The organism is Mucilaginibacter sp. P2_A5 (genome assembly GCF_056404995.1).
The window spans coordinates 77,756-90,097 of record NZ_JBFUCY010000020.1 but is presented as its reverse complement, the minus strand read 5'-3'; the positions used below and the strand labels follow the sequence as shown (position 1 = coordinate 90,097).

The window sequence follows — 12,342 nt, the reverse complement described above, 5'->3', positions numbered from 1 at the left end:
TTTATTATAAAGCGGCTTTTATCCAGCTGTGAGCAAACTCAATAAAAGCTTCGTTCACAAACGGGAATACGGTAACATTTGGAATATGATTAACTTCCAATAAATACTTTTCGCCATTGGAACCTATCATATAATCGACACCCACGGTTTGAAGGTTAAAGTGCCTGGCTATTGCCCGGCTATCTTGTAGTAATCCTGCATCAACTTCCATTTCCCATGAACCTTCGTTATGGATAGATTTTAACCAGGTATCGCCTGTAAGCCGTATCTGCCAGTATTTATCGCCTACAAGCATAATTCTTACAGCTTCGCCGTCAATAAATTCTTCGATAACCGAGGTTTCAGTACTTGTCCATTCGCCGGTGAACCGGCTTTTATCTTCGCCACAATGCCAGATGCCCCACTTGGCAACAACTTCTGTCGCCGCAATATATTCCTGGGTGCCAATAACCATTCCTCTTTTTATGCCCGAATAGGTTGATACTGATAAAGCTCGTACCAATCCCGGGATTCGTTGCCGAAGATCCATCATTCCGATAGCATTTGGCAGACATGGCCCGTCCCATAATGCTAAAAGGGTTATAAAGTCGAAATCATTGTCGTAAATACCATGAAATATTACCTTATCGACAAGCAGGTATTTGTCGGGCACAGACGGGCTTTCCACAAACAGTTGCCCCTCTACAAGTTTAGCCTGCGGCACCTGATCGTATTGTACAATTAGATATTCGAAACCAAGGTTTTGTTTTATCGCGTTAACTTCGGCTTCTTCTAAGCCAACTATCAAAATTCGTCGCTTGTCCATTTTTCAAATATCGGGATATTGTGTGTTTGTTGATGTTGTACTGAATATTTTAGGTGCTTATTTTCGTGTTAGGGATCGGCGCGGATACCGGCCAGGCGCTTAAGGCCTGTGTAGTATGAGCAAAGAGCCCGGCCGCAGGCAACACCCAAGGGAAGAATCAAGAATTAAGAGTCAAGAATCAAGACAGGAGGAAAAGGTCTTTCTGCGATCTTAAAGATCACCTCCGGATTTTATGCTTTAAAAATCCGAAACGGCGTAGCCCTCTTTAACACCTCTTAAAAACTACCAACAGTTAAAAATCGACACTCCCAATTCCGAAATCAAACTACTCCATCATCAGCCGCCTAATCAACTCGGCGCTTTGGGCTTTGCCTTCTTCCAGCCTGTGGCTGAAAAAGGATTGTACTTCGTTGAAGTGCTTTTTGTAGCCTTCCATATCGCCGTAACCAATAATGGCCGACCATTCCCTTACCGCCGAGTGGAACTCCAGATCATCGCCCCGGATGGTTTTATCGTAAAGCGCGGTTTCGATGGATTCTTCTAACAGTTCTTCGTTTTTAAACAGGTATTCGGCAATGCCAAGTCTTAACCTGAATGGCGGGGTTTGGCAAATGAGGTTATCATATGGGTTTACGCCAAGGTGGTACCAGGCATCAACCATACTCAGGATACTCAGGTGCGAGTTGGGTTTCTGGTGATCGGCATGTTGCGATAGCGAAAACTCCTTCATCACGGTATCGCTCAGCATAATAGGTTTGCGGCTTTCATGAAAAACAAAGTCGCGCGCCTTATACAGCCGTTCCCTGAAGGTTTGCGCTTCTTCCTTGATCATCAGTTTAAATAACTCCGATTCGGATTCTGAATAGCGTTTAACCTGCTGGCGCGCGTAAGGGTTTAAAATAGCCAACCCGGCGTACACGTGCGCTTTGTAACTAAAAATGCGCAGGGTGGTCAGGATTTTTACATTGTCGATACCACCCAGGTATGATGCGTTTTCCCAGGGGAAAAAACCGGCGGCCTTCCAGGCGGTGCCCATACTTTCAAAACCTACGTGGGTAACGGCCTGGGTATCGGCCACAATTTTATCGTGTTCATGGTAATCGGTAATCTCCACAATGTCGCTGCCAATGGCGGTAAATAAATCGTACATGCGCTGGTAAGCATCGGGTTTGGCCCGGTGCGGTATCAGGATCAGGGTTTGCCCTTTTGGTTCAAAGCCCGGCCCGTGCATGGCATGAAAGGTGATTATTTGTACATCGGCGGGCAGGTATTTTTCAAATATGGCTATCTCGGGGTGTTTTACCGATGTTTGGCCGGCTACAATTGCGCCATACTTGGTTAAGGGGCCACACTCGGCCACTACCTGCTCCAGCTTGTCGGCCTCAACCGAGTAAATAACAAGGTCGTTTGTGCGGGATACATCGCGTGCGCTATCCATAATGGTAATGCCGAAAGGGTTAAGTTCCTCTTCCAGCTTATCGCGGTTTTCGGGTAAATCGCAGCCGCAAACGGTGTAACCAGCTTTTGCAAAAGCCTTTGCGTACAAACGCCCCATATCACCCAGCCCAATGATGCCTATATTCATGCCGCTAATATAACTATGAGTAGCAAAATTCCGTATGAAACCTTACATTAGCGATCAGAAACATGGAGGATAATAAAATAAAAACCATTAAAATCCTGTTTTGTTAATAACAGGTACCTAATTTTACATGATGAACAAGCATTCTACATTCCGTATCTCTGTTTTAATGGTCGTTATTTTAAGCATCTGCGGTATGGGCTTTGCCCAGGATACTGTTAAAAAAGATGCTGCCAAACCGCCTGCCACCAGGCCTGCCGTTGCAAAACCGGTGGTGAAATACGGTGCTGTACCCGCCGGTACCGCTAAGCCCGCCGTCGCCCCGCCAAAATACAACTACCAACCCCGCCCAACAGCTGCCGATTCGGCACTGGCCAAAGACAAAAGCCTGAACGGACAATACCAATACCTGTTAAGTAAATTATATCATTATCAGCAACCGCTGGTATCGGCCTTGTGGAAAAACCTGCAGGATACTTTAAAAACAGAACGCCGCAACCTCAAAGAAGCCCAGGCCAAATTGTCGGCGCAAACACAGGATATTACCGGCCTTAAAACCGATGTAGCCACCAAAAGTCAAACCCTTTCCGAATCAAACGCCAAACGCGACGAGATAAACCTGGCCGGTATAAGCTTTACCAAAGCCACCTATAATTTGATGATGTGGGGCCTGGTAATTGTTTTCGGACTAACGGCAGCCATTGTGATAGCCCGATCGGGTGCACACAGCCGCGAAGCCAAATACCGCATAAAATTGTACAACGAACTTGATGAGGAATACAAAGCCTACAAAGTGAAATCCAACGAAAAAGAAAAGAAACTGGCCCGCGAACTGCAAACCGAGCGTAATAAGCTGGATGAGTTGTTGGGTAGGGGGTAGGCTTTTAGATGTGCAGATTTCAAATTTCAGATGTGCGGATGTCTTCTCATTGTTATGTCGAACTTGTTTGGGAATCCTGCGTGCTAAGGGCTCATTAAGTCGGGTACCTGCCATACGGGATGCTGAAATAAATTCAGCATGACCTTTTCCTATAATTTCTTTTGATGGACAATACAGAACTTTTAACACTAATAACCCGCCTGCGTTCGGTGGCCGATGTAGGCTTACTGTATGCCAAAAACGAGTATGATATTGAGCGTTATGCCGAGCTGCAACAAATTGCCATCGAAATGCTGGACAACGTTACAGGTTGGGGCGTGGATGAAATCAAATTCAACTTCGCGATGCCTCATGATTACCCCACAGTTAAGGTTGATGTACGCGGGATATTATTAAATGGCGATGGCAAAATATTGCTGGCCAAAGAAAGGGCCGATGGCAGATGGAGCCTGCCGGGTGGCTGGGCCGATGTGGGCTACAGCGCCAAAGAAGTGATTGTTAAAGAATTTGAGGAAGAAACCGGTTTAACGGTTGTTGCCGATAGGTTATTGGCGGTATTTGATAAAAAAATGCACCCTCACCCGCCGCAGCCCTTTTACGTTTACAAAATGGTGTTTTACTGCAAAGCGGTGTCAACCGCTGTTAGCAAAGGTTTTGACATGCTGGATGTTGAGTATTTTGACATTGATAACCTGCCCGAACTTTCGGAAGACAGGATACTGAAAAGCCAGATAGAATTGCTGTATCAAAAGATTATCAGCGGGGATTTGGCGGCGACTGTCGACTGAGCCCCTCCTAAATCCTCCCCGGTAGGGAGGACTTTAATTCCTATGCAGGATGCAAATCAAAAGTCTCCCCTACCGGGGGAGATTTAGGGGGGCTGCTGCTTACTGCAAACTGCCCGGTGCCGGCGCCAATTGAGGCAATACTTTTTTATTGGCAGGCAAGGCCTGGTATTTTTTATAGGCATCATTAATGTAAGCCGTCATGCTTGGGGCGTTGTTGTTTTTGAGGAAGGCATAGCTTGGCCGGTATAACGACATGAAGTTTTCCAGTTCGGCACCCCGTAGCGGTATTACGCTTTTTACATAATCTACATTAAATGCTTCATCAATTTGCCTTTCTTCTTCTTCGCGTTTAAAATATCTTTTTAACCGCCGCGCATCTTTGCCTTCTTTACTGAACCAGGTTGACGGCGACATTACAGATACCCTGCTTTTGGTGTAAACTTCAGGATACTCTTTACGCGGATCAAAAGCTTCTTTGGTGGCACTTACGTTTACCTGCCTTAATGATATGGTTTGCGATATCATGTAGATCCGTTTTGGCCTCATATCCGTAATGTACAAAGTATCTGATACATAGCCTGGCGAATTAAATATCAGCGTATGGCCTGTTGCCGCGCGGATGCTGAAATTTCCGTTATTATCGGTGATGCTGATCTGTTTGTTGGTGATATCCTTCACAAAAACATTGGGCAGTTTTTCGTTTTTGCTTTTTTCATAAACCGACCCTTTTAACACATCCTGGGCGCTGGCGGTTGCGGCAATAAATAAGGCCGCTATCAATATTAAATACTTCGGTTTCATAGTAGATGAATTAGGCTGTAAAATAAACTTATTTTTTGTGCATATGGTTTTCAATTTAACATATTTAAATGTGGATGGTGGTTTAATGACAAAGGCGTGAGGTTTGTTGGATTCGGTGGCCCACAAAAAAACCGCCTCATTTTCATGAAGCGGTTAATAGAATATATATTAGTTCTGTCCCGGTTTGTGGTTGGGCAGGTTTAATAACGGTTTACTTTAAAATCGGCCAGGGCACCACTTATGTGAATGATGATCTTATTTTTTGCCGAGCTGAAGCCTTCTGTTTCGTAAGTATTATCATCTTTTTTGGTAAAACCATCAAACTTATTTGAAGATAAACCTGTATTGGCCTCAATACTGCATGCCGCATCTTTTGGCACATTGATAGTACTTTCAGACATGCCTGTTGCAATCTCTACATTTGTGGTTGTTAAAGGCATTCCAAGCTTCACATCAAATGATGCTGCGCCACCCTTTAAAGTTACACTTTTTATTTTAAATTTACTTAAATCAAAATTTACTTTTGTTGCGCCTGTTTCTACATTAATATCCCAGATAGGGTTAGGATTTAATTTAATGTCGGCGGTGTTTGATTTATTATCGTCCGAATCAAAGTGCCAATCCTTGTTATTGCTTTTCATTCTGAGGTTTAATACATAAACCGAATCTACCAAATCGTTAGTGAATTCGTATTTGCCGTAAAATTCCTTTGTTTCGGCTTTAAATAACTGGTTGGTGGTATCATTTAACGTATAAGTGGTAGCCCCTCCGCTAATGTTCAATCGTGCCAGTTTTGCATCCGGGGTATAATCTTTATTAAAAGTGCTGCTACCTTCAATTTTTGTTACACCATGATCAACATTGGTTGTATCGTTGTTGTCATCATCATCATTATCATCAAAATGAATAAAAGTGCTGGGCCAAAAATGATAACGGTTACCAAAGTTGCCAAACAGCAGCAGCGAGAAACCTCCAATTATTACGGCCAGTTTTATTATGGTTGCCAAAGGCGACCGGTTGCCCGCAAACACCAGGTTTACGCCGCCTATAATTAAAAATATAGGCCATAGGTACAGTATGTTCATCCATTGAAACTGTACAACATGGAAGTTGTGGAGTAATATGATAGCTCCTATACAAACCAGGATGGTACCTGGTACTAATCTGTCGGTTTTCATGGTTATACGGTTGGAGGGGTATTGTTAAAATTATCGTCTTTTTTCTCTTCTGTACTCAATGGCTGTTCGGTTGCATTTACTTCGGGCTCAGCAGTTGTATTTTGCCAGCCTTCTTTCTCCCATGGCTGTTTTTTTTGACCCGATACGATCATTGCCAGTCCGCCAACTACCAGTATTACCGGCCATAACCTGGCTACATGCCAAAAGCGGAAGATACCTAATTCATGGAACAAGAACACCGCGCCAAAGAATATCAGGATACATCCAAAAATGATGCCCGCCGGTGTGGATGATTTTTTAGGGGTAAGTGGCGCAAAGGGTTGGCCTTGATTTACAGTACCCTTATCCTCAAAAGGATTAAACGGCTGTTGTGGCGGCACACGGTAATCAACATTCGGGTTAAAGTAGGCAACGCTTTTGTTAGGTACTACAATCCAGAGTACAAAGTATGCCAAAAAGCTGCTGCCCCCGGCAAAAAATGTAATCACAAATAAAGCCCTTACAATGGCTACATCTATATCAAAGTATTCGGCAAGGCCGGCGCACACACCGCCTATTTTTTTCCGGTATTCGTCCCGGTATAGTTTCTTTTCCATAATTAATATCGTACAAGTTTGTGTTTGATGATATAAAGGTATAGTGTGTAGCCAAAAACACCTATGCAATATAGGTTAGCAGGGCCAACAAGTCGGTGAACTGCCGGGTTTCGGCGGTGAAAAAGTTGTGAGTTGTGAGTTGTGAGTTGTGAGTTGTGAGTTGTGAGTTGTGAGTTGTGAGTTGTGAGTTGTGAGTTGTGAGTTGTGAGTTGTGAGTTGTGAGTTGTGAGTTGTGAGTTGTGAGTTGGATTATGTTAAATAGTTAAAACAATCTCTGTCAAATCAACTTTTCACACTGCCCACTGCCCACTGCCCACTGCCCACTGCCCACTGCCCACTGCACATCTACAACTGGCCCGGCGCGGGTTTGATAATTATCTCATCTACGTTTGCGCCGGGGCTCATCCTGTAAATATTGATAATTGCCGATGATATGTCTTCGGGCAAAACCATGGTGTTTTTATCAACAACCGCATCTTTCCACGAATCCGTTAATGTTGATCCGGGAATTATTGCAGTTACTTTTATCCCATGCTCCTGTGTTTCAAGCCTCATCACCTTTGTTAAGCCCAGCAGTGCGTACTTTGTTACGCTGTAACTACCGGCCTGCACAACAGGATTTAATGCAGCTACCGAGCAGATGTTAAAAAAGTGCCCTTTGCGTGCAGTCATCATGGTTTTGCCAAAAAAACGATAAAGTTCATAAGCAGGCATGAAATTGGTTTTCAGTTGTTTATCAAAGGTGTCATCGGTATCGTCCAATATGCTCGATGGGATAAATGTGCCCAGGTTGTTTACCACCACATCAATAAAGCCAAGTTCCTGCTGTGCGGCCGCTGCAAAGGCCAGTAGCTGCGCTTTGTTACTGCCATCGGCAACCTGCACAAAAACTTTAATGCCGGGATTTGACCTGTTAAGCAGGTCTCCGAATTCCTGTAATTCTTTTTCGTTTCGCGAACAAATTGCCACGTTTAATCCTTCATTAGCAAAAGCTACGGCAATGGCGCGGCCCATGCCTTTTGTTGAACCGGTGATGAGGGCGTTTTTCATGATGACGTACTATATTTTTTTTGTTAAATGTTCGTTATTGCAGCGTCGGGGTTAGCGGCGCCGGTTTTATTTGCTGTTGTTGAAGCGTTAAAGCGCTAATTTACGTAAGCTGTAATAATAGCTTGCAAAAAGCGCCTATTTTAGGCAATTAAACAATAGCGGCTGGGAAGCTAAATTTAAAAATGTAATTTTATCCAATTTTTAACACATACCTATGATTCAAAGTTTAGGCAGATATATACTTTTATTACGTTTAAGTTTTCGAAAGCCCGAAAAATTTTCGGTGTACTGGGCCGAAGTAATGCGCGAAATGGTTTCGGCAGGCATCGGTTCACTGGGAATCATCATGATTATATCTGTATTTATTGGCGCCGCGGTAACTATTCAAACCGCTTTCCAGTTAATCTCTCCTTTAATCCCCAAATCCGTTGTAGGTGGTATCACCCGCGATAGTATGGTTTTGGAGTTTAGCCCAACTATATCATCGCTGGTTTTGGCCGGTCGTATCGGCTCAAGTATGGCATCGCAAATAGGCACCATGCGCGTAACCGAGCAGATAGACGCTTTAGAGATCATGGGGGTAAATGCACCCGGCTACCTGATATCGCCAAAGGTGATTGCAGGGGTTACCATGTTTCCGTTGTTGGTTATAGTATCTATATTATTGGGTTTTATAGGGGGCTATGTAGCCTGCTTTACATCAAGCGAAGTTACTACCGATGATTTCCTGATTGGTTTGCCCGATGGCTTTAACCCGGTAATTATTACCGTATGTATGGTTAAAGCAGTGGTGTTTGGCTTTATTATTACTACAATATGCAGTTACCAGGGGTTTTACACATCAGGCGGCGCCCTTGAGGTAGGCCAGGCGGCAACGCGCGGGGTTGTATTTAGCTGCGTAATGATACTCATGTTCGATTTAATTATCTCCCGCCTCTTCCTATGATAGAAATACAAGACATCTATAAAAAATTCGGAGACAACGAAGTACTTAAAGGCATCAGTTCTACTTTTGAACCTGGCATAAACAACCTTATAATAGGCGGATCGGGATCGGGGAAAACTACATTATTGAAATGTATAGTCGGCCTGCACGAACCTACCCAGGGCGATGTGCTTTTTAACGGCGAAAACTTTACCGATATGGGTTTTGAGCAGCGCGTACCCATCCGCACCCACATAGGCATGCTTTTTCAAAACTCTGCCTTGTTTGATAGCATGACTGTAGAGCAGAACATCATGTTCCCGCTTAACCTGTTCACCAATCAATCAAAGGCCGAAAAACGCGACCGCGCCAATTTTTGCCTGGAGCGTGTTAACCTTGCCGGAAAAAACAAACTTTATCCATCCGAACTTTCGGGCGGGATGAAAAAGCGGGTAGGTATTGCCCGCGCTATATCCATGCAGCCCAAATACCTGTTTGTTGATGAACCAAACTCGGGCCTCGACCCGGTAACCTCTATCCTGATAGATGACCTGATAAGCGAGCTTACCGTAGAATATAACATGACCACCGTTGTAGTAACCCACGATATGAACTCGGTAATGGGCATAGGCGACCATATTGTTTTCCTGCACCAGGGCAAAAAATGGTGGGAGGGAAGCAACAAGGAAATTGCCCACACCGACAACAAAGAACTTAACGACTTTGTATTTGCCAGCCGGTTTATGCGGGCGGCGAAAGCGAAATTATAAGGGAGTATCAAGTAGTTAGTATCAAGTATCAAGACTTTTTTATTGGTTAGTTTGAATTATCGGCCAATACAATATCTTTAAAAAAGATACAGGCGCTGCTGTCTTGATACTTGATACTCGCTACTTGATACTAAAAAGATATGCACAATTTCAAGGAACTAAAAGTTTGGAAAGTTGGGATCGAGGTGTCGAAGATCACATTTCAACTGTGCCGAAATTTTCCATCCGATGAAAAGTACGGTTTGATTTCCCAAATGGTTCGTGCGGCCATTTCTATCCCCTCAAATATCGCCGAAGGATGCGGCAGAAAATCAAATAAAGAATTATATCAGTTTTTAAGTATTGCCTTAGGTTCTTCCTTTGAATTGGAAACTCAATTTATAATTGCCAAAGAATTTGGCTATATCACTCAAGAAGCATTAGATGCTACCTGCATTCAGATCACCGAGATTCAAAAGATAATATACGGTTTTCAAAAAAGCCTCAACGTTTAGTTGGTATCAAGTCGCAAGTATCAAGATTTTGATCGGATTGATCATGAAGCGATGCACTATTCAAATCTCTTATCCAAAAAAAGATACTAAATTTGCGCCAAACAAGTGTAGCTGTCTTGATACTTGATACTCGCTACTTGATACTAAAAAAGATAATTTGCGCCGTACAAGCGCAGCAGTCTTGATACTTGATACTAACTACTTGATACTAAAAGAATGATTCAACTACTTACCCCAACGCACTGGAAAGATTACGAGCTGATTGATTGCGGCGATTTTGAAAAGCTGGAGCGTTTTGGGAATGTTATATTGATACGCCCCGAGCCACAGGCCGTTTGGAGCAAGGGCCTGCCGGCATCTGAATGGCAGCGTTTACATCATATCAAATTTAAGGGGAGGTCGGCAACGGCGGGTGACTGGGTGAAAAAAGACCAAAAAACGCCCGATCGCTGGCACATTGAGTACAAAAATAACGATGCGGCCATTAAATTCCGGCTGGGGTTAACTTCATTTAAACATCTGGGTATTTTCCCCGAGCAGGCTGTTAACTGGGATTACATTACCCAAAACATCAAACGGTTTAAAACTCCGCAGCCCAAAGTACTTAACCTGTTTGCCTATACCGGCGGAGCTTCGCTGATTGCGCAGGCTGCCGGCGCCGATACCACACACGTGGATTCTATTAAGCAGGTAGTTACCTGGGCCAACGAAAATCAGGAGATTTCGGGCTTAAGCAACATCCGCTGGGTGGTTGAGGATGCGCTAAAATTTGTAAAGCGCGAATTGAAACGGGGAAAAAAATATAACGGTATCATCCTCGATCCACCTGCCTATGGTAATGGCCCCAATGGCGAAAAATGGAAACTGGAGGATAATATTAACGAGATGATGGCCGATGTAATCCAACTGCTTGATCCGGAAGAACATTTCCTGATCCTGAATACTTATTCGCTTGGTTTTTCATCAGTCATTATTGAAAACCTGATCAAAAGCGCTTTCCCGAAAGTTGAAAACCTGGAAATTGGAGAGCTTTACTTGCAGGCCACCGCAGGATCAAAATTACCACTTGGGGTTTTTGGAAAGTTTCATAAACTTAAAAGTAATTAATTATCAATATTTATATTTGCCGCAAACTAAAGCGGCTTTTATTGCTTTATAAGTAGCTGAAAATTAGTTTGCATTTACAATACATCTTACATACACCTGCCATTTACCGAACTTCGAAGACATATGAAATTAAAAAACGTCCTACTATCTGCAACCCTGCTCTTATTCTCCGTTATACTATTACCCGGCTGTTCGCAAAGCGACAAAACCGGGAAAACAGATAGTAAGAAAACCGCTGCTAAAACCGATGCCGCCACAGCCGAGGCTGCTGACACGCTTAGCGTTAAAAAGTCGGAATATCCGCCGGTAGATAAAAAACTGTACGATTCATTAATAAAAGTTAATGCACATGGTGATACAACAGGCAGATGGCCGGTTAAGAACACGCCATATCCTGTAGGTGGTGCTATTTTGCCATTTAAGCGTGTAGTTGCTTTTTATGGCAACTTATATAGCAAAAAGATGGGTATCTTGGGCGAACTGCCCCCTAAGGAAATGCTGGCCAAATTAAAAGGTGAAGTTAAAAATTGGGAAAAAGCCGATCCTAAAACGCCAGTGCAGCCTGCTTTACATTACATAGCGGTAGTAGCCCAGGGCGATGGCGGAAAAGATGGTAAATACCGCTACCGGATGCCGTTTAAACAAATTGATAGTGTATTGGTATTGGCCAAAAAAGCGCATGCTATTGTTTTTTTAGATGTGCAGGTTGCTTTGAGCAATATACAGGCCGAATTACCTTTATTCGATAAATACCTGGCTATGCCACAGGTTCATTTTGGTATGGATCCGGAGTTTTCCATGAAAGATGGCAGCAAACCCGGCAAAAAGATTGGAACCTATGATGCCGCAGATATTAACTTTGTATCTGACCATTTGGCAAAAATTGTAAAGAAAAACGGCCTGCCGGCTAAAATTTTGGTGGTTCATCGCTTTACTAAGAAAATGGTGACCAATTACAAAAGCATCAAACTACATCCCGAAGTGCAGGTGGTAATGGACATGGATGGCTGGGGCGAACCAGATTTGAAAACCGGTACCTACCGTTATTTCATTAACCAGGAGCCGGTACAGTTTACAGGCTTCAAATTGTTTTACAAAAACGATATCAAGAAAGCCCCTCATCATATGCTAACGCCCGAGGAGGTTTTATCAAGATATAAGCCGTACCCTATTTATATTCAATATCAGTAGTGAGTGGTGAGCAGTGAGTGGTGAATGGTTAAAAGGACAAGTGTTCTCAAACTATTCAACGCTCACCAATTTGGTATAAGTCCGCAGTAAAAAGTCTCATGTCAGGAATATTTATATTTTTGACCTGGGACTTTTTGCTTTAATATACTTTTGACTGATAACTAAATTACCGGCT

The 12,342-nt window shown here is 43.4% G+C and carries 13 protein-coding genes; 7 read left to right on the top strand and 6 right to left on the bottom strand.

Annotation, left to right across the window (positions count from 1 at the left end; translation table 11 throughout):
- Positions 1–4: 4 nt before the first annotated feature.
- Together AC1DXF_RS18540 and AC1DXF_RS18535 are read right to left on the bottom strand one after the other, a co-directional pair.
- Entirely contained in the window at positions 5–805 is an 801-nt protein-coding gene (locus tag AC1DXF_RS18540; protein ID WP_477450194.1) for a hypothetical protein, read from the bottom strand.
- A 325-nt stretch (positions 806–1,130) separates the two neighbouring features.
- Entirely contained in the window at positions 1,131–2,390 is a 1,260-nt protein-coding gene (locus AC1DXF_RS18535) for an NAD(P)-binding domain-containing protein (protein WP_477450193.1), read from the bottom strand.
- A gap of 127 nt (positions 2,391–2,517) precedes the next feature.
- Between AC1DXF_RS18535 and AC1DXF_RS18530 the strand changes: the two genes are divergently transcribed.
- Complete coding sequence (locus AC1DXF_RS18530) at positions 2,518–3,267, top strand: hypothetical protein (protein WP_477450192.1); 750 nt, start codon at positions 2,518–2,520, stop codon at positions 3,265–3,267.
- A 164-nt stretch (positions 3,268–3,431) separates the two neighbouring features.
- The gene (locus AC1DXF_RS18525) at positions 3,432–4,055 is read left to right on the top strand and encodes an NUDIX hydrolase (protein ID WP_477450191.1); all 624 of its coding nucleotides are present in this window, start codon (positions 3,432–3,434) and stop codon (positions 4,053–4,055) included.
- Between the two features lie 99 nt (positions 4,056–4,154).
- Here the strand turns inward: AC1DXF_RS18525 and AC1DXF_RS18520 are convergent, their stop codons facing one another.
- From AC1DXF_RS18520 to AC1DXF_RS18505, 4 genes are all read right to left on the bottom strand, one after another.
- Positions 4,155–4,856, bottom strand: coding sequence for a carboxypeptidase-like regulatory domain-containing protein (locus AC1DXF_RS18520; protein WP_477450190.1), 702 nt, complete (start codon positions 4,854–4,856; stop codon positions 4,155–4,157).
- 200 nt (positions 4,857–5,056) lie between these two features.
- Entirely contained in the window at positions 5,057–6,034 is a 978-nt protein-coding gene (locus AC1DXF_RS18515; RefSeq protein WP_477450189.1) for a LiaI-LiaF-like domain-containing protein, read from the bottom strand.
- Between the two features lie 2 nt (positions 6,035–6,036).
- Positions 6,037–6,630 (bottom strand): PspC domain-containing protein, encoded by a 594-nt coding sequence (locus AC1DXF_RS18510; RefSeq protein ID WP_477450188.1) that lies wholly within the window; start codon positions 6,628–6,630, stop codon positions 6,037–6,039.
- Between the two features lie 345 nt (positions 6,631–6,975).
- Positions 6,976–7,680 (bottom strand): SDR family oxidoreductase, encoded by a 705-nt coding sequence (locus AC1DXF_RS18505; protein WP_477450187.1) that lies wholly within the window; start codon positions 7,678–7,680, stop codon positions 6,976–6,978.
- A gap of 214 nt (positions 7,681–7,894) precedes the next feature.
- Here AC1DXF_RS18505 and AC1DXF_RS18500 point away from each other — a divergent pair, with 214 nt between their 5' ends.
- From AC1DXF_RS18500 to AC1DXF_RS18480, 5 genes are all read left to right on the top strand, one after another.
- Positions 7,895–8,626 carry an MlaE family ABC transporter permease gene (locus AC1DXF_RS18500; protein ID WP_147052939.1) on the top strand — a complete coding sequence of 244 codons (732 nt, stop codon included), beginning with the start codon at positions 7,895–7,897 and terminating at the stop codon, positions 8,624–8,626.
- Complete coding sequence (locus AC1DXF_RS18495; RefSeq protein WP_477450186.1) at positions 8,623–9,375, top strand: ABC transporter ATP-binding protein; 753 nt, start codon at positions 8,623–8,625, stop codon at positions 9,373–9,375. The genes AC1DXF_RS18500 and AC1DXF_RS18495 overlap by 4 nt, the downstream gene beginning before the upstream one ends.
- A 140-nt stretch (positions 9,376–9,515) precedes the next feature.
- Positions 9,516–9,869, top strand: a complete 354-nt coding sequence (locus tag AC1DXF_RS18490) for a four helix bundle protein (RefSeq protein WP_477450185.1) — start codon at positions 9,516–9,518, stop codon at positions 9,867–9,869.
- Positions 9,870–10,085: 216 nt separating this feature from the next.
- Complete coding sequence (locus AC1DXF_RS18485) at positions 10,086–10,976, top strand: class I SAM-dependent methyltransferase (RefSeq protein ID WP_477450184.1); 891 nt, start codon at positions 10,086–10,088, stop codon at positions 10,974–10,976.
- A 123-nt stretch (positions 10,977–11,099) separates the two neighbouring features.
- Positions 11,100–12,167, top strand: a complete 1,068-nt coding sequence (locus tag AC1DXF_RS18480; RefSeq protein ID WP_477450183.1) for a hypothetical protein — start codon at positions 11,100–11,102, stop codon at positions 12,165–12,167.
- Positions 12,168–12,342 lie beyond the last annotated feature (175 nt).

What these genes read in the sequence shown, in the direction of transcription:
- AC1DXF_RS18540 (WP_477450194.1), bottom strand. Translation starts at nt 805, where the DNA reads ATGGACAAGCGACGAATTTTGATAGTTGGCTTAGAAGAAGCCGAAGTT.
- AC1DXF_RS18535 (WP_477450193.1), bottom strand. Translation starts at nt 2,390, where the DNA reads ATGAATATAGGCATCATTGGGCTGGGTGATATGGGGCGTTTGTACGCA.
- AC1DXF_RS18530 (WP_477450192.1), top strand. Translation starts at nt 2,518, where the DNA reads ATGATGAACAAGCATTCTACATTCCGTATCTCTGTTTTAATGGTCGTT.
- AC1DXF_RS18525 (WP_477450191.1), top strand. Translation starts at nt 3,432, where the DNA reads ATGGACAATACAGAACTTTTAACACTAATAACCCGCCTGCGTTCGGTG.
- AC1DXF_RS18520 (WP_477450190.1), bottom strand. Translation starts at nt 4,856, where the DNA reads ATGAAACCGAAGTATTTAATATTGATAGCGGCCTTATTTATTGCCGCA.
- AC1DXF_RS18515 (WP_477450189.1), bottom strand. Translation starts at nt 6,034, where the DNA reads ATGAAAACCGACAGATTAGTACCAGGTACCATCCTGGTTTGTATAGGA.
- AC1DXF_RS18510 (WP_477450188.1), bottom strand. Translation starts at nt 6,630, where the DNA reads ATGGAAAAGAAACTATACCGGGACGAATACCGGAAAAAAATAGGCGGT.
- AC1DXF_RS18505 (WP_477450187.1), bottom strand. Translation starts at nt 7,680, where the DNA reads ATGAAAAACGCCCTCATCACCGGTTCAACAAAAGGCATGGGCCGCGCC.
- AC1DXF_RS18500 (WP_147052939.1), top strand. Translation starts at nt 7,895, where the DNA reads ATGATTCAAAGTTTAGGCAGATATATACTTTTATTACGTTTAAGTTTT.
- AC1DXF_RS18495 (WP_477450186.1), top strand. Translation starts at nt 8,623, where the DNA reads ATGATAGAAATACAAGACATCTATAAAAAATTCGGAGACAACGAAGTA.
- AC1DXF_RS18490 (WP_477450185.1), top strand. Translation starts at nt 9,516, where the DNA reads ATGCACAATTTCAAGGAACTAAAAGTTTGGAAAGTTGGGATCGAGGTG.
- AC1DXF_RS18485 (WP_477450184.1), top strand. Translation starts at nt 10,086, where the DNA reads ATGATTCAACTACTTACCCCAACGCACTGGAAAGATTACGAGCTGATT.
- AC1DXF_RS18480 (WP_477450183.1), top strand. Translation starts at nt 11,100, where the DNA reads ATGAAATTAAAAAACGTCCTACTATCTGCAACCCTGCTCTTATTCTCC.